This window comes from Mycetocola sp. CAN_C7, assembly GCF_015752285.1.
GTDB lineage: Bacteria > Actinomycetota > Actinomycetes > Actinomycetales > Microbacteriaceae > Mycetocola_A.
Genome location: NZ_JADOUY010000004.1, coordinates 397,176 through 412,923 on the forward strand (window position 1 = coordinate 397,176; position 15,748 = coordinate 412,923).

A 15,748-nucleotide genomic window follows, 5' to 3' on the forward strand; every position below is an offset into this window, starting at 1 on the left:
GTGTGCGCGAACAGCGCGCACTCGGGCTGTTTCTGTCTTCGCGAAAGGACACTGAATGTACCGGGCCATCCGCAGGAACAAAGTGAACACCGTGGTGATCATTTTCGTGTTCCTGCTCATCATCGGCGGTCTTGGCGCCCTGGCCGGTGCGATCTACAACAGCCCGACGATCACGATCTTCACTCTCGTCGGGGCGACGCTCTACGCCGTGATGCAGTACTTCTTCGCGTCCCGCCAAACCCTCGCGGTGAGTGGCGGCCGTGAGATCCAGAAGGCAGACAACCCGCGGCTGTACCGCATCGTCGAGAACCTGGCGATCACCACAGGCATGCCGATGCCCAGGGTCTACCTCATCGACGACCCGGCACCGAACGCGTTCGCGACCGGTCGCGACCCACAGCACGCCTCCGTCGCCGCAACGACGGGCCTGCTCGACATCATGACCGACTCCGAACTCGAGGGCGTCATGGCCCACGAAATGGGACACGTGCGCAATTACGACATCCGCGTGTCGATGATCGTCTTCGGTCTCGTCGTCGCCGTCGGGTTCCTCGCCGACATGCTCGTGCGTATGGCCTGGTTCGGCGGAGGCAACCGCAACAACAACGGTGGCAACCCCATCGTCCTGGTCTTCGGTCTGGCCGCCATGATCGTCGCCCCGTTGCTGGCCAGCCTCGTGCAGATGGCCGTCTCGCGGCAGCGTGAATACCTGGCGGATGCCACTGGCGCGTTGACCACCCGTCACCCGGAAGCCCTCGCCAGTGCACTCGAGAAGCTCGCGGCGTACGGTCGGCCGATGCGTCGCCAGAACTCGTCGATGGCGCACCTCTGGATCTCAGACCCGGCGAAGCCCGGTGCTGTCGCCCGGCTGTTCAGCACCCACCCGCCCATCGGGGAACGGGTGGAGCGGCTGCGCACCATCGGCGGCGGCTTCTAGCCCACGCGGGCGCTGCCGGAAACGACAAGCGGGGCGGACCTTTCGGTCCGCCCCGCTTCGCTGTGGTCGTCGAGGTTTAGTAGATGTCCTCGAGCGTGACCTCGTCCTCCTCGATGACGATCGAGCCGTCGAGGTTCCAGTCGGTGCCGGTGGTGTAGCTCTCGGTGCCGGTTCCTCCGCCATACAGCGTTCCGGTCGCCGTAGCTGTGACCTTTCCGCCCTCGGTGGAGAAGTACCGACCCGATTCATCGACCGTGACCACCGGGTACTTGTCGACCTTGTACTTCATCGTCGGCTCCGAGGAGAAGTCGTAGGTCGCTCCGGTGTACATTCCGCAACCCTCAGGGTCATCGGTGGTGGATGTGGCGCACTCGTCCAGGTGGGCATTGAGCGCCTCCTGAACAGCCTTCGTCAGGCCCTCGCTCGGTGTGAGCTCGACGTCGATGGCCTCGTAGCTGGCCTTCGAGCCGGTACCGGCAACGAAGGTCTGCGCTTCAGCTTCGAAGAAGTCGCCCTCAGGCGCCCCGATCTCATAGGAGGCCGGGTAGGCGGCGAGTTCGTAGTTCTTGCCGAAGTCGACGTCAGTGCCGTTCACCGAAACCGACGTGCCCTGGCTCGTGTACACGTAGACCGAGGAGAGCAGCGGCTTGTCGAGCTTCCACTTGTCGAAGAAGACGCCCTGCTTGCCGTCCTTGCTGAGCTCGAGCACATCGTCGAATGCGGTGCCGTCGACGCTGTATGAGACCTCCGCGTAGGCCGAGTCGCCGCGCGTGGACACCTTCGTGACCTTGGCGTTCTTCATGAACGCCTTGGCTTCGCCGAGGACGTCGTCCGAGAGCAGAGCCGCGGCGTTCTTGGTGACACCCGGGTCGACGAGCTTGTTGGCCTCAGAGGCCTTGCCCTGGCTGATCGCGGTGAGGTAGCTGCGCACGGTCGCTTCAGGACCGTACTGGGTGCTGTTCACGACGTTGATGACGACCGAGCCGATGATGAGCAGAAGAACCAGCCCGGCGGCGAGTGCCGAGAACAGGATGATTTTCTTCTTCTTCTTGGGGTCCATCGGCTGACGCTGGGCGCCGGCCTGCTGCGGGTAGCCCGGCTGGGGCGGGTAACCGGCTGGCGTCGCGTTCTGGGGGTAGGCGCCCGGGGCGTAACCGGCCTGCGCCTGGCTCTGGTTGCCGGACTGCTGCGCGCCCTGGGAATACGCACCCTGGGTGTATGCGCCTGCTGCCTGCGCGCCCTGGCTGTATCCGTCAGTCGGGCCTTGTCCCTGGCTGTAAGGGTTCTGCGGCTGGTTCTGGCCGTATGGGTTCTGTTGCGCCTGCGGCTGGTCCTGGCCGTACGGGTTCTGCGCCTGCGGCTGGTCCTGGCCGTACGGGTTCTGCGCCTGCGGCTGGTCCTGGCCGTACGGGTTCTGCTGTGCGTTCGGGTCCTGGCCGTATGCCCCCGTGTGGTTGTCGTCGGGCACGGACCCGTCGCCCCCGGGTCCTGTTGGTGTCTTTTCGTCCGACATAAAAACTCCCCTTCGTCGTGCGTGATCGCTGTAAACCTAGCATCGACGGGCCTCGCGACGGGGCCGGTAGGGCCGGAAAAACGGCCTGATCTATGGGGAGTTCTCCCCATCGGCCCCCGCAGACTGGGGGCGGATGCCGAGTGCGGATGCGAGTGCATGCGCGAGCGTCCCGCTGTCACGAACGGTGATCCGTTCGTTCTGCTGCCAGTCCGCGGTCCGGCGAAGCAGGTCGGCGACGCGCTCGGCAGCATCCGCGGGGGCTCCGGGTTCGAGCCACGCCGACTGCACCAGCAGGGTGCGAGTCGCGCGGTCGTTCTTGAGGTCGACCCGTGCAGCCAGCTGGTCATCGAGAAGCACAGGAAGGACGTAATAACCGTGAACACGCTTGTGTTTCGGCGTGTAGATCTCGATCCGATAGTGGAAGTCGAACATCCGGTTGGCACGGTCCCTTGCCCAGACGACAGGGTCGAACGGGGAGAGCAGCGCTGACGTTTCCAACCGCCTCGGACGCCGGGCATCGCGGTGAAGCCAGGCCTCCCGCGGCCGTTTTCCGCGCATCCAGCCCGGAACCGTCACGGGAAGCAACTCGCCATCGTCGACGAGGTCGGCGACAGCGAGCCTGGTGTCAGCCGACGACAGTCGATAGTAATCGGCGAGGTCGTCGAGGGTCGCGATGCCGTGGGCCACGGCGGATCGGCGAACGAGTTCCCGGATCGCGTCACCCCGCGGAACGTCGCGATCGATGACCGCGGGCGCCAGCACCTGCGAGGGGAGGGCGTAACGCCGCTCGAAACCTGCTCTGCCTGCCGAAACGATGTCACCCCAGCGGAACAGGGTCTCAAGTCCGATTTTGACGTCTGACCAGCCCCACCACGGCCCGACCCGTTTGTTGGCGTCGTGCTCGATCGCGCTGGCGGCCATCGGGCCCTTCTCAGCAAGCTCGCTGAGCAGCCAGTCGAGGAACTCGGAATTCGCCGTGCCCCAACTCTGGGGATCGCGCGCGCTGCGATCACGGTAGTACTGCATCCGCCACCGAAACAGCGGCCAGCTCGACTGCGGCATGATCGTCGCCTCGTGCCCCCAATACTCGATGTATCGACCCCGGGGCGCGAACGTCAGTGCGTCGAGCAGGGCCTTGTCGTACGCTCCGAGGCGGGCGAACACCGGGAGGTAATGGCTCCGCTCGAAAACATTCACCGAATCGATCTGCAACACCCCGAGCCGGTCGACGAGGGCGTTCAACTGGCGGGTGCCGGGAGACGCGGGGGCTTGGCGCCCGAAACCCTGGGCGGCCAGTCCGATTCGTCGCGCCAGGGCCGGGGAAACGGTGTCGCTCATAGCTCCTGACGTTAGCGTCTGCCGCCGACACCCGCGGCATAGACTGTTCCGGTGGCGAAGTCGACTGAACACAACTGGTGGGGTCGCGTCTTCCGACCGACCGGCACCGCAGAATCCGACCACGTACCGACGACCGATATTCACGATGATGTTCCGAGGGGTATCCGGATAGCGGGTGCCTGGTCGTGGCGCCTTCTCGTGATCGCCGCCGCCATCGCCGTGCTGGTGCTTCTCATCGTGCAGCTCAGGCTCATCGTCATCCCGTTGCTCATCGGTGTGCTCGTCTCGGCCCTTCTCGTGCCGTTCATCGACTTCCTCACCCGTCATCGCTGGCCGCGCGGTCTGGCCATCGCGACGGCGATCCTCGGCACCCTCGCCGTCGTCGGCGGGTTGCTGTGGCTGGCCATCTGGCAGATCACGAGCGACTTCGAGGTTGTCCGGGAACGCTCCGTCGCATCGTTCGAAGAGCTGAAGGCCTACCTCCTCGCCTCGCCCCTCCACCTGACCGAAGCGCAGATCAACGATTTCATCGCGGATGCCGTCAGCGCCATCCAGAACGACGGCCAGGCGCTGCTCAGCGGCGCCCTGTCGCTCGGCAGCACGCTCGGGCACGTCGCGACCGGCGTGTTCCTGGCCATCTTCTGCCTGATCTTCGTTCTCATCGACGGCAAGGGGATCTGGGGCTGGATCGTGCGGCTCATGCCGAAGAAGGCCCAGACGGCCATCGACGGCGCAGGCAAGGCCGGCTGGTTCACGCTCACCAACTACACCCGCACGCAGATTCTCGTGGCATCCATCGATGCGGTCGGGATCGGGGCCGGCGCGTTTCTCTTCGGCGTTCCGCTCGCGATCCCGATCGCGATCCTCGTGTTCCTCGGCTCTTTCGTTCCCATCGTCGGCGCCGTCGTCACCGGCACTGTCGCCGTCTTCGTGGCTCTCGTCTACAACGGCTGGGTGATCGCGCTCTGCATGCTCGGCGTCGTGCTCCTCGTGCAGCAGCTGGAGGGTCACGTACTCCAGCCCCTCCTGATGGGAGCGGCTGTGAAGGTTCACCCGCTGGCCGTCGTCCTCGTCGTCGCCGGTGGAACTCTCCTCGCCGGTATCCCCGGCGCTCTCTTCGCCGTGCCGGTCGCCGCCGTGATCAACGTGATGTCGAAGTACATCTCGTCGGGTGCCTGGCGGGCGAGACCACCGGGGACCGTTGGCACCCCGCAGCTGATCGGCAACGTCATCTGGCAGACCGTGCCGGTCGAGAGGCACGCCAGGCGGCCGACGGGGACGAAGCATCCGGGGACATCGGGTTCGACGCAAGGACAGACGCATGACTGACACGCCGCTCGCCGGACCGACGCTCGCCGATTTCGAGACCGCCAGAACGGTCGTCGCCCGGGTCGCGCAGGAGACCCCGATGGAGAGTTCGCGGTATCTCGCCGAACTGCTCGGCGCCCCGGTCTACCTCAAGTGCGAGAACCTGCAGCGCACCGGGTCGTACAAGATCCGTGGAGCGTACAACCGGATGGCCCAACTCACGCCGGAGGAACGTGCCAGAGGCGTGGTGGCTGCGTCAGCCGGAAACCACGCCCAGGGCGTCGCCTTCGCGGCGCGGGAACTCGGGATCGCGTCGACGATTTTCATGCCGATCGGCGTACCCCTCCCGAAACTGCAGGCAACGAAGCAGTACGGCGCCCAGGTCGTCCTCCGCGGACACACCGTCGCCGAACCCCTCCTCGCCGCTGCGGCCTACGCCGAGGAGACCGGCGCGATCTTCATCCCGCCGTTCGATCACCCCGATGTGATCGTGGGCCAGGGAACGCTCGGCCTCGAGATCTGGGACTCCGTGCCTGACGTCGAGACGGTCATCGTGCCGATCGGTGGCGGCGGCCTCATCGCCGGTGTCGCTTCCGCTCTCAAATACCGGGCGGCAGCGGCGGGCAGGACGATCAGGATCATCGGAGTCCAGGCGGCCAACGCGGCAGCATATCCGACATCCCTCGCCGCGGGAATCGCCACCGAAGTACCCGTGCTGTCGACCATCGCCGACGGGATCGCGGTCGGAAAACCGGGCCTGCTGAATTTCGACATCATCCGTCGGCTCGTCGACGACGTCGTGACCGTCAGCGAAGACGACATCGCCAAAGCGCTCCTCGTTCTCCTCGAACGCGCGAAACAGGTCGTCGAACCGGCGGGCGCTGTCGGTGTCGCCGCCATTCTCGCCGGACTGGTGACCCCGACGGGGCCGACCGTCGTCATCCTCTCAGGGGGCAACATCGACCCCCTGCTCATGCAACGGGTGATCAGCCACGGGCTCGCGGCATCCGACCGGTATCTCACGCTGAGGATTCCGCTGCCCGACCGTCCCGGGCAGCTGGCCCGCACTGCTGAACTCGTCGCCCAGGCCAATGCCAACGTCATCGAGGTGCTGCATACGCGGCACGGGCACGGACTCAAGATCGGCGAGGTCGAACTCGAACTCAGCGTCGAGACCCGCGGCCCTGAGCATCGTGACCTCGTGGTGCGCACGCTGCAGGATGCCGGGTACGCGCCTCAGATCGTCGAGGACTGAGCGATTCAATGACGAAGGGCCGGCGACGATGTCGCCGGCCCTTCGTCGTTGAGCGGGACTACTGCCCTGCGTACGTCTCGACCTTGGTGATCTTCACGGTGATCTCTTTGCCGTTCGGCGCGGTGTACGTCGTGCTCTCGCCGACCTTGAGGCCGAGGATGGCTGAGCCAAGGGGGCTCTGCTCGCTGTAGACGTCGAGGTCCGAGTTCGCGGCGATCTCGCGATTGCCGAGAAGGAAGACTTCCTTGCCACCGGCGACTGTCGCGGTGATGACGGTTCCGGATTCGACGACGCCGTGGCTTTCGGGGGCTTCCCCGACCGAGGCGTCACGCAGCAGCTGGGTGAGCGTGCGGATGCGGGCCTCCTGCTTGCCCTGCTCGTCCTTCGCGGCGTGGTAGCCGCCGTTCTCCTTGAGGTCGCCCTCTTCGCGAGCCGATTCGATCTTCTTGGCGATCTCTTCGCGGCCGACGGTGGACAGTTCCTCAAGCTCGCCGGCGAGTCGGTCATAGGCGTCCTGCGTGAGGAAGGTGACCTGAGTCTCTGCAGCCATGGCGAACTCCTTACATAAACTGACGCCCTGACGGTTTCGTCAGGGCGTATCACATGGACCCGGCTTGCGGGTATCAGGAGAGCCTATGCCAGCCAGCAGCGATAAATCAAACCCGTCGAGGCCTGCTCGACAGTGGTCACCGTCTCGGTGAAAGTACGGGTCCGCATCTCGGATGCCGGAACCTCGATCACCTTCCAGCCGACGACGGCGAAGGTGTCGTTGAGCGCCTGTACGGCACAGTTCGTCGCCGCGCCGGCGTCGACTGACAGCTCGAACGTCACGTCGACGGAGCGTTCATCCACCACCACGTGGGCGGTGTCACGCACATCGATCCCGCTGCCGGCAGCATCGAGCCCGGCCCAGACCACCCAGGCGAGAAAGACCAGGGCGAATGCACCACCGACAGTCCAGCCGATCCGCCGTTCTCGGGTGCGCCGCTCGGCGCTGCGCCCGTAGCGGTCGTCGAGAACGGTGGTGTCGCGCTCGCTGTTCGAAACCATCAACCCTCATCCGTGCAAACGTTAGTCTGTAGAGACAAGGCTAATCGTTTTCGACGCCCCCACTCTCTCACCGGAAGACCAGGCCACCGTGACTCTTCGCTTGCTCTCGGTCCATGCCCACCCCGACGACGAATCGAGCAAGGGGGCGGCGACCAGCGCCTACTACCGCTCCCGCGGGGTCGAGGTGATGGTGGTCAGCTGCACAGGCGGTGAACGCGGCGACATCCTCAACGAGCAACTCGAGCAACGGGCGATGGGTGAACGTGACCTCCCCGGGCTGCGTCGCCGGGAGATGGCTGCCGCCGCCCGGGCGATGGACATCCAGCACCGCTGGCTCGGCTACGTCGATTCCGGCATGCGTCAGGAAGACGGGAGCCTCCCGGTCAACTCGTTTGCGGCGATCCCGCTTGCGGTGTCCACGGAACCGCTGGTTCGGATCATCCGCGAGTTCCGGCCGCAGGTGATGATCACCTACGACGAGAACGGCGGGTACCCGCACCCCGACCATGTGCGCTGTCACGAGGTGTCAGTCTCGGCGTTCGACGCGGCATCCGACGAATCCGCCTACCCGGACGCCGGCCCTGCGTGGCAGGTCTCGAAGCTGTATTACGACCACATCTTCAACTACGCCCGCGTGCAGGCGAACTTCGACGAGTTGATGCGGGCCGAACCGGACTCCCCACTGATCGAACAGCTGACCGAGATGGTGGAGTGGATGAAGGAACGCCCGGCGCGTGCCACCACGCACGTTCCTGTCGGTGAGTTCTTCGAGGCGCGTGATGCTGCGCTCCGTTCCCATGCCAGCCAGATCGCCGCTGACTCCAGCTTCTTCTTTTGGTCGAACGACCTGCAACGCAGGGCCTGGCCGTACGAGGACTTCGAACGGGCCCGCAGTTCTGTGCCGCCCGTCGACAACGAGAGCGACCTGTTCGCCGGAATCGAGGACACTGAATGACCGCCAGCTGGAACACCGTGACGGATGCCGCGTGGCGGCTGGCGACGACCCCGTCGCCGACTCCCACGCTCAACATCGACCCGAACGACGTCACTCCGGGCCCGGCGGGCTTCCTCATCGTCGCGGTTCTCGCCGTCGCCGTGTTCCTGCTCATCTTCGACATGCTCCGGCGGATCAGGCGCGTCAACTACCGGGCGGAGATCAGCGAGCGGCTGCAAGCCGAACTCGACGAACGTGACGGCACCAGTGAGCCGGGGGACGGCTCAGGGCCGGACGACGACCCCAGACGGAACAGGACGCCGGAAGCGTAGCCTCGAGCGCGGACGCGGGCCATGTTCGTCGGTCGCAAACGGTGGTTATGTTCGCGAGACACACACGCTTTGCGACAGCTGACAGCCGGCCGCGGTCAGCGGAGCGCGCGGCGCATCTCGACCTCGTTCTTCGACGGGTCCAGGTTGTACGGGAAACTGTGGCCGGTCGGCTGATACCCCCGGCGCCTGTAGTAGGCGATCGCCCGGTGGTTGTCTTCATGCACGTGGAGCGTCAGCGCATCGCTGATGCCGAGCGCCCAGGCTTCGACCGCGTCGAGGAGGGCATCGGTCACGCCGGCCGCTCGGCCGCGCGAGGCGGGGGAGACGTACACTCCGACGAGCAGCGGGCCGCTGGTCTGGGCGTGGTCGACGAAACCGCTCATCGTGCCCACCCAGGTGCCCGAACCGTCCACCGCTACGAGCTGGACGCTGTCGGGGGTCGAGCCGCGATTGGCGCGCATCCGCCAGACGTCTTCGCTGTTCGTTGCGGCGTCTGCAACGCTCTCCATGAACGCGATCGGGGTGTCCAGCAGCATCTCGAGGCGGAGGTCGCGCACGCGCTCCCAGTCGTGTTCGGTCGGACGGTGAATCGTGACGGACGTCATCCGCCCAGCGTAGCCGCGACTCTCGCTCCGTGACGCGGCTCGCCCGCGGCGTCGAGTGCCCGGCCGAAGATCACGAGAGCGGTCTCGCCCGGCGACTCCGCGGCGACGAAGCCGTCAGGCCGGACGAGGTAGAACCGGCCAGGAACGAGCCGGCTGGTCCCGGTCGACGGGAAAGCGTGGAGCGGCAGACCGAGCCCGCTCAACGCCCTGACCGCCGCCCGCCGATCGGCCGGGCCGTACACGTGGACCTGCCAGGTGACGGCCCGGAGCGCGTCATGGTTGGTCCCCGTCCACGGCAGCCGCCGACCGACCACGCGTCCACGCTTTCCTGTCGCCTTCGCCTCGTCACTCATCCAGTAGTGGATGCGTGTTTGTGAGATGTACTCGAAAAGTCGCCCGGCACCGGGCACGCGGGGGACGACCCGGATCGCCACCGGCGCGACCACCCGCGTGACCCGCCGCCGCACGAAGCGTGACAACCACGAGCTGCCGGTGACGAGACCGAAGACACGATCGGTGGTCGCCACGAGTCGGAGTGCCACCGGGCGGCGTTCGGACTCGTATCGGTCGAGCGCGGCCGCGTCGACACCCCGGCGAAGCACACCGGCGAGGGTGATCCCGAGGTTGTGGGCATCCTGCAATCCGGTATTCATCCCCTGAGCCCCGACCGGGGAGTGCACGTGGCCGGCATCCCCGGCGAGAAACACCGGCCCGTCGCGGAACCGCAGGGCGACGCGGTGCGAGATCCGGTAGGTCGAGAACCAGCTCGTCGAGGAGTAGTCGACGGAGAAGACCGTGTCGAGCTTCGCCCGGGCATCCGACTCCGTCACGGGTTCACCCGTGCGGGAGATCCGCACAGTGCCGAGCAGCCGGTCGTGCCCACCCGGCGACATCGGAAAGGTCACCAGAAAGTCGTCGGCGCCGAACCGAACGTTGATGGCACCGGGCTCGAGCCCCGTCACCCCGTGCGCGTCTGCCACATAGAACGTGTGCTCGTTCGTCACGCCTCCGAACGGGATGCCGCGGAGTTTGCGCACGACGGACGACGCGCCATCAGCGCCGACGCAGTACCGCGCCGTGACCGTCACCCGCCCGTCAGGGCCGTCGACGGTTGCTTCGATTCCGCCGTCACCGGAATCCGTGAGGGACGAGAGGGCAGAATTCCAGGTGATCGAACCGCCGATAGCGTCGAGGTGATCAGCGAGGAGACGCTCGGTCCTGGACTGCTCCAGGACGTGGATGCCGGCGAACGGCGTCACACCGACACCGATGAGGCCGATCGGCAGCGAGCCGAACGAGGAGTTCTCGTAGCCAGGGCTGATCCTGGTCGCGATCATCGTCTGGTCGAGGAAGGCAGCGGCCAGCCCGAACTGGTCGAGGATCTCCATCGACCGTGCCTGAACGGCGAGGGCGCGCGACTCCCGGGTGGGCCCACTCTTGGCGTCGACGAGGATCACGTCGACCCCCAGCCGGGTGAGAATAACGGCGAGCAGAAGCCCGGTCGGTCCAGCGCCGACCACGAGGACGTCGGCCGTCCTGACCGGAGAAAACGTGCTCACGGTTTCATCGTATGCACCACAGCCGGGCACCAGAACCCCGGGACTAGGCTGGATGGGCGGGAAAGCCGCACCACAGGAGGAATCATGCCGTTGACCGGTGAGTACGAACCGAGCACATCAGAGTGGGCCCGCAACCAGGCCGAGCTGTACGAGAGCTCGGGCGGAACAGAGGGTACGACCCTCCACGGTCGACCCGTCGTGATCCTCACCACGGTCGGTGCCAAATCCGGCAAGCTGCGCAAGACAGCACTCATGCGGGTCGAGCACGACGGCGAGTATGCCGTCATCGCGTCTCTCGGAGGCGCACCGAAACATCCGGTCTGGTACTTCAACCTGCTCAAGGAATCCCACGTCGAGCTGCAGGACGAGACCGAGCGTCACGACTACACCGCCCGCGAGGTCTCAGGAGACGAGCGCGCCGTATGGTGGGAGCGGGCAGTCGAAGCGTTCCCCAATTACGCCGACTACCAGGTGAAGACCGAGCGTCTCATCCCGGTGTTCGTGCTCAGCAGACGGAACTGATTTCACGCCGGCTCAGCCGGTGTGAAATGCCGGGTCGACGGCGAGCAGCAGGATGCCGGTCCAGTGGCAGAGGAACGCGAGAACCGTGCAGACGTGGAAGATTTCGTGGAACCCGAAATGCCCGGGGATCGGATTCGGGCGTTTCATCGCGTAGACGATCGCGCCGCCCGTGTAGAGGAGCCCGCCGACGATGATGAGCGTCATCGTCGCCGGGTTCACCCGGAAGATGTCAAAGAGATACATCACGGCCGCCCAGCCCAGGGCGATGTACAGCAGGACGTACAGCCAGCGGGGGGCGTGCAGCCAGAACACCCGGAAGGCGATGCCGAGGATCGTACCGCCCCAGACCAGCATCAGCAGCAGGGTGCCTTTTTCCGGCGGAAGCGCGAGAACGGCGATCGGTGTGTAGCTGCCCGCGATGAGCAGGAAGATATTGGCGTGGTCCATCCGCTTGAGCAGGACTTTCGTGCGCGGCGCCCAGTCGAACCGGTGGTAGAGCGCCGAGATCCCGAACAAAAGGAGCGAGCTCAGGGCGAAGACCGCCGTGCTCCACTTCGCCGCCGCGCCGTCAGCGAGCGACACGAGGATGATTCCGCCGACGATCGCCAGGGGGAAGGTTCCGGCGTGGATCCAGCCGCGCCAGGTGGGTTTGACGTCTTCAGGCCGGGAGATCGCGTCGTCGAGGAGCGGAATGTTCGGCAGTGAGGTGCCCTCGGCGTCGTCGCGGGCGACGGCCGCGTCTGCCGCGTCGCCGGGCTGCCGTGACAACGTTTCGTCGTCTCGAGAGGGTCGTTCACCGGGGGAGGGAGTTCGGGACATAGAAGACAGGATACGCGGGAGCGCCCGGGCAAACGGGCCGGAGTGGACTAACGTAACGGTGTGACGAAGAGCCAGCCGAAACCAGGACCCGGGTTTCTCTACGACCTCTACCAGAAACGCCTGCGCCGGGGTCTGAACAGCGAGGTTCTGCCCCACCATGTCGCCATGATCATCGACGGGAACCGTCGTTGGGCCAAGCAGCTGGGGTATGAGACCGCTGCGCACGGCCACCGGGCGGGCGCAGCAAAGATGCGTGAGTTCCTCGAATGGTGTGACGACCTCGGCGTGAAAGTCGTCACTCTGTACCTGCTCTCCAGCGACAACCTGACGTCCCGTTCGCCTGACGAGCTCGACGACCTCATCGAGATCATCGCCGATCTCGCTGAGGAGCTTTCGCACTACCGCAACTGGCGGGTCAAACGGGTCGGGTCGACGCTCGGGCTCCCCGAACCCCTGGTCGGCGCGCTCGATTCTGCAGAGTCGCGCACGGCCCAGAAGAAGGGCATGCACATCAACCTCGCTGTCGGATATGGCGGCCGCACCGAGATCGTTCACGCCATGCGCGACATCGTCGAGAAACACCACCTCGACGGTGGCAACCTCGAGTCGCTCGCCGAGCTGCTCACCCCCGACCTCATCGGCGAACACCTGTACACCAGCGGCCAGCCGGACCCCGACCTCGTCATCCGTACGTCGGGAGAGCAGCGGCTCAGCGATTTCATGCTCTGGCAGAGTGCACACAGTGAGTTCTACTTCGTCGAGGCGCTCGGTCCCGACCTGCGCGAGGTCGACTTCCTCCGCGCCCTGCGTGATTTCTCGAGGCGGCAACGCCGCTACGGCGGGTGAGCCGGGCGATGACCGATATCGACGTTTTCCTTCGCGGCTTCGGTGAAGAATCCGGGTACCTCGACTACGGCCGCGTCGGGCCGCTGTCCTCCGTCGTTCAGGATGAGGTGCGAGGGCAGGTCGACCTTCTCGGCCGCGCGCGGTTCGGGATGGCCGACCTGCTCGGCAGCCAGGACGGACGGATGCGCAGCGCGGTGTCAGCGCTGACCGGTTTCGCCCCGGCCAACATCGTCAGCCAGCCGAACACGAGCATGGGCCTGATGCACACGATGTTCGGCATCACCGGGGGACTCCTGCTGTCTGCCGGTGACTTCCCGAGTCTCACCGTCGCCGCCCGGCGAGCCGCCGACGCCCTGCAGGTGCTCACTCCGACCTGGCTCGAGACGGACCACGGTCGTGTCACACCGCACACCATCAAGGAGCAGCTCACACCCGCGATCACCGCGGTCGCCGTCAGCCTGGTCGACACCCGCACCGGGTACCTGGCCGACCTCGACGGGATCCGTCAGGTCATTGGGGACCGTCTGCTCATCGTCGACGCGATTCAGGGTTTCGGGGTCGTCGACGCCCCGTACGAGGTTGCCGACGTTGTCGCATCCGGCGGTCGCAAATGGGTACGCGCCGGTTACGGGACCGGTTTTCTTGCTCTCAGCGACCACGCGCTCGAGCATCTCGTTCCGGTCGTGAGCGGATACACGGGCACCGACGAGGACGAACCGTGGGATGCCGTGCCGCCCCCGTCGCGGTTGGCACGCGCATACAGTGTTGCCGGCGGTGACTACTCGGCCGACGGTCGTCTGGCCGCAGCGCTCGAAGAGGTCGCCGCTGTCGGGGTGGACGAGATTTCGGCGGTCGTCAGCGACAGGGTCAGTGAAGTTCTCGATCTCGCCGACGAGTTCGCGCTTTCCGTTGCGTCGCCCCGCGCCCCGCACGAACGTGCCGGCATCGTCCTTCTCGATCCGCCCGACGAGCACATCTCTCTCCTCGTGGCGTCGCTGCACAATCACGGTGTGTCTGCCACTCTCCGGCAGAACAAGGTCAGGCTCAGCGTGCACGCCGGTACCAGTAGTGAAACGATCGGGATGCTCCGCGACTCGCTCGTCTCTTTCTCCACCGCGATCGCGTACTGACAGGAATTTACCTGTTCGCAACCTGCGCTGGCGTGTCGGGTCGTGACTTCGACGCCTGCTGGTCGTAGCGTCTCAGGTATCAGGCACGGCGCCTGGTCGAGACGGCCACATAAGTTCGACTCGAAACCGCTATCTGGCCGCACTCGCTGAAGGAATCCGGGCGTGAACCCGCCCGGGGTGGGAGTGGCAATGACCGCGACAAAAACTCCAACAACAGCACGACAAACAGAAAGGGACAGCAGCACCTCACAGCCGACATCCGTTCATCAGACCGAGCGTACCTATGTATTGGATACCTCGGTTTTGTTGTCTGACCCGAAGGCGCTGTTCCGGTTCGCCGAGCATTCCGTCGTGATTCCGGTGGTGGTGATCTCCGAGCTCGAAGGCAAACGTCACGACCCTGAGATCGGGTATTTCGCCCGGCAGGCGCTGCGCATTCTCGACGGACTGAGGATCGAGCACGAACGGCTTGATTTCCCGATTCCTGTCGGTGACGGTGGTTCGCTCCGGGTGGAACTGAATCACTCGAACATGTCGGTTCTGCCCAGCGGGCTGCAGCTGAACGACAACGACTCCCGCATCCTCGCCGTCGCGCTCAATCTCGCGAACGACGGCCTCGCCGTGACGGTGGTGTCGAAGGATCTGCCGCTGAGGGTCAAGGCCTCGTCCATCGGGCTGATGGCGGAGGAGTACCTTGCCGAGCAGGCGGTGGACTCTGGCTGGACGGGGATGGCAGACATCAGCATCTCCGCCAACGAGATGAGCGACCTGTACGAGACCGAGATCGGGTTGTCGAAGGCGGTGGAGAACATGCCGGTGAACACCGGTCTGGTCGTGCACTCCGATCGTGGATCCGCGCTCGGCCGGGTGACGGGCAAACGTGAGTTCAAGCTGGTGCGCGGCGACCGTGACGTGTTCGGTCTGCACGGCAGGAGCGCTGAACAACGACTCGCCATCGATCTGCTCCTCGACCCGGAAGTCGGAATCGTGTCGCTGGGAGGGCGAGCAGGGACGGGGAAGTCCGCGCTCGCCCTCTGCGCCGGTCTCGAGGCTGTTCTCGAACGGCAGCAGCACCGCAAGATCATGGTCTTCCGTCCGCTCTACGCGGTCGGCGGCCAGGAACTCGGCTATCTGCCTGGCGACCAGGGCGACAAGATGAACCCGTGGGGTCAGGCGGTGTTCGACACTCTCGGCTCGGTGGTGTCACAGAATGTGCTCGACGAGGTGATCGAACGGGGCATTCTCGAGGTCCTGCCTCTGACCCACATCCGTGGTCGGTCGCTCCACGATGCGTACGTCATCGTCGATGAGGCCCAGTCGCTCGAACGCAACGTTCTGCTCACGGTGCTGTCGAGGATCGGTCAGAACTCGCGGGTGATCCTCACCCACGACGTGGCGCAGCGCGACAACCTGCGCGTCGGCCGCCACGACGGGGTCGCCTCGGTGATCGAAACGCTGAAGGGGCACGACCTCTTCGCCCACATCACGCTGACGAGGTCGGAGCGCAGCTCGATCGCCGCGCTCGTCACCGAGCTGCTGGAGGGCAACGAACTCGCCTGACGCGTGCCTCCGGGCTGTGGATAACCCGCCAGGGGTCTTC

General features: G+C 65.7%; 16 protein-coding genes. 9 read left to right on the forward strand and 7 right to left on the reverse strand.

The features are described 5' to 3' along the window. Positions 1 to 55 precede the first annotated feature (55 nt). Positions 56 to 937 carry a M48 family metalloprotease gene (locus IWX78_RS11265; RefSeq protein WP_196833612.1) on the forward strand — a complete coding sequence of 294 codons (882 nt, stop codon included), beginning with the start codon at positions 56 to 58 and terminating at the stop codon, positions 935 to 937. Positions 938 to 1,013: 76 nt separating this feature from the next. Here the strand turns inward: IWX78_RS11265 and IWX78_RS11270 are convergent, their stop codons facing one another. After that, positions 1,014 to 2,450 carry a hypothetical protein gene (locus tag IWX78_RS11270; protein WP_196833613.1) on the reverse strand — a complete coding sequence of 479 codons (1,437 nt, stop codon included), beginning with the start codon at positions 2,448 to 2,450 and terminating at the stop codon, positions 1,014 to 1,016. A 90-nt stretch (positions 2,451 to 2,540) separates the two neighbouring features. Further along, entirely contained in the window at positions 2,541 to 3,788 is a 1,248-nt protein-coding gene (locus tag IWX78_RS11275) for a winged helix-turn-helix domain-containing protein (protein ID WP_196833614.1), read from the reverse strand. 51 nt (positions 3,789 to 3,839) lie between these two features. On the opposite strand from IWX78_RS11275, the gene IWX78_RS11280 reads away from it, so the two are divergent. Both IWX78_RS11280 and ilvA read left to right on the forward strand, forming a co-directional pair. Beyond that, positions 3,840 to 5,117, forward strand: coding sequence for an AI-2E family transporter (locus tag IWX78_RS11280; RefSeq protein ID WP_196833615.1), 1,278 nt, complete (start codon positions 3,840 to 3,842; stop codon positions 5,115 to 5,117). Continuing rightward, the gene (ilvA, locus tag IWX78_RS11285; protein WP_196833616.1) at positions 5,110 to 6,351 is read left to right on the forward strand and encodes a threonine ammonia-lyase; all 1,242 of its coding nucleotides are present in this window, start codon (positions 5,110 to 5,112) and stop codon (positions 6,349 to 6,351) included. The genes IWX78_RS11280 and ilvA overlap by 8 nt, the downstream gene beginning before the upstream one ends. Positions 6,352 to 6,409: 58 nt before the next feature. Here ilvA and greA read toward each other — a convergent pair whose 3' ends face one another. Both greA and IWX78_RS11295 read right to left on the reverse strand, forming a co-directional pair. Further along, positions 6,410 to 6,901: a transcription elongation factor GreA gene (greA, locus tag IWX78_RS11290; protein WP_196833617.1), complete on the reverse strand. Its 492-nt coding sequence runs from the start codon at positions 6,899 to 6,901 to the stop codon at positions 6,410 to 6,412. 83 nt (positions 6,902 to 6,984) lie between these two features. Then, positions 6,985 to 7,401 carry a DUF4307 domain-containing protein gene (locus IWX78_RS11295; RefSeq protein WP_196833618.1) on the reverse strand — a complete coding sequence of 139 codons (417 nt, stop codon included), beginning with the start codon at positions 7,399 to 7,401 and terminating at the stop codon, positions 6,985 to 6,987. Positions 7,402 to 7,489: 88 nt separating this feature from the next. Here IWX78_RS11295 and mca point away from each other — a divergent pair, with 88 nt between their 5' ends. Both mca and IWX78_RS11305 read left to right on the forward strand, forming a co-directional pair. Next, positions 7,490 to 8,356, forward strand: a complete 867-nt coding sequence (gene mca, locus IWX78_RS11300) for a mycothiol conjugate amidase Mca (protein ID WP_196833619.1) — start codon at positions 7,490 to 7,492, stop codon at positions 8,354 to 8,356. After that, positions 8,353 to 8,667 (forward strand): hypothetical protein, encoded by a 315-nt coding sequence (locus tag IWX78_RS11305; RefSeq protein WP_196833620.1) that lies wholly within the window; start codon positions 8,353 to 8,355, stop codon positions 8,665 to 8,667. The genes mca and IWX78_RS11305 overlap by 4 nt, the downstream gene beginning before the upstream one ends. Before the next feature lie 95 nt (positions 8,668 to 8,762). Here IWX78_RS11305 and IWX78_RS11310 read toward each other — a convergent pair whose 3' ends face one another. Together IWX78_RS11310 and IWX78_RS11315 are read right to left on the reverse strand one after the other, a co-directional pair. Beyond that, positions 8,763 to 9,272 carry a GNAT family N-acetyltransferase gene (locus IWX78_RS11310; RefSeq protein ID WP_196833621.1) on the reverse strand — a complete coding sequence of 170 codons (510 nt, stop codon included), beginning with the start codon at positions 9,270 to 9,272 and terminating at the stop codon, positions 8,763 to 8,765. Continuing rightward, on the reverse strand, positions 9,269 to 10,831 hold the full coding sequence (locus IWX78_RS11315) for an FAD-dependent monooxygenase (protein WP_196833622.1): 1,563 nt from the start codon (positions 10,829 to 10,831) through the stop codon (positions 9,269 to 9,271). The genes IWX78_RS11310 and IWX78_RS11315 overlap by 4 nt, the downstream gene beginning before the upstream one ends. An 84-nt stretch (positions 10,832 to 10,915) precedes the next feature. On the opposite strand from IWX78_RS11315, the gene IWX78_RS11320 reads away from it, so the two are divergent. After that, complete coding sequence (locus tag IWX78_RS11320; RefSeq protein WP_196833623.1) at positions 10,916 to 11,353, forward strand: nitroreductase family deazaflavin-dependent oxidoreductase; 438 nt, start codon at positions 10,916 to 10,918, stop codon at positions 11,351 to 11,353. A gap of 12 nt (positions 11,354 to 11,365) precedes the next feature. On the opposite strand, the gene trhA is transcribed toward IWX78_RS11320, so the two are convergent. Then, the gene (trhA, locus tag IWX78_RS11325) at positions 11,366 to 12,055 is read right to left on the reverse strand and encodes a PAQR family membrane homeostasis protein TrhA (RefSeq protein WP_442929248.1); all 690 of its coding nucleotides are present in this window, start codon (positions 12,053 to 12,055) and stop codon (positions 11,366 to 11,368) included. 177 nt (positions 12,056 to 12,232) lie between these two features. On the opposite strand from trhA, the gene IWX78_RS11330 reads away from it, so the two are divergent. From IWX78_RS11330 to IWX78_RS11340, 3 genes are all read left to right on the forward strand, one after another. After that, positions 12,233 to 13,018: an isoprenyl transferase gene (locus IWX78_RS11330; protein WP_196833625.1), complete on the forward strand. Its 786-nt coding sequence runs from the start codon at positions 12,233 to 12,235 to the stop codon at positions 13,016 to 13,018. An 8-nt stretch (positions 13,019 to 13,026) separates the two neighbouring features. After that, on the forward strand, positions 13,027 to 14,148 hold the full coding sequence (locus tag IWX78_RS11335; protein WP_196833626.1) for an aminotransferase class V-fold PLP-dependent enzyme: 1,122 nt from the start codon (positions 13,027 to 13,029) through the stop codon (positions 14,146 to 14,148). A 189-nt stretch (positions 14,149 to 14,337) separates the two neighbouring features. Further along, the gene (locus IWX78_RS11340) at positions 14,338 to 15,708 is read left to right on the forward strand and encodes a PhoH family protein (RefSeq protein WP_196833627.1); all 1,371 of its coding nucleotides are present in this window, start codon (positions 14,338 to 14,340) and stop codon (positions 15,706 to 15,708) included. The last annotated feature ends 40 nt before the right edge of the window (positions 15,709 to 15,748 follow it).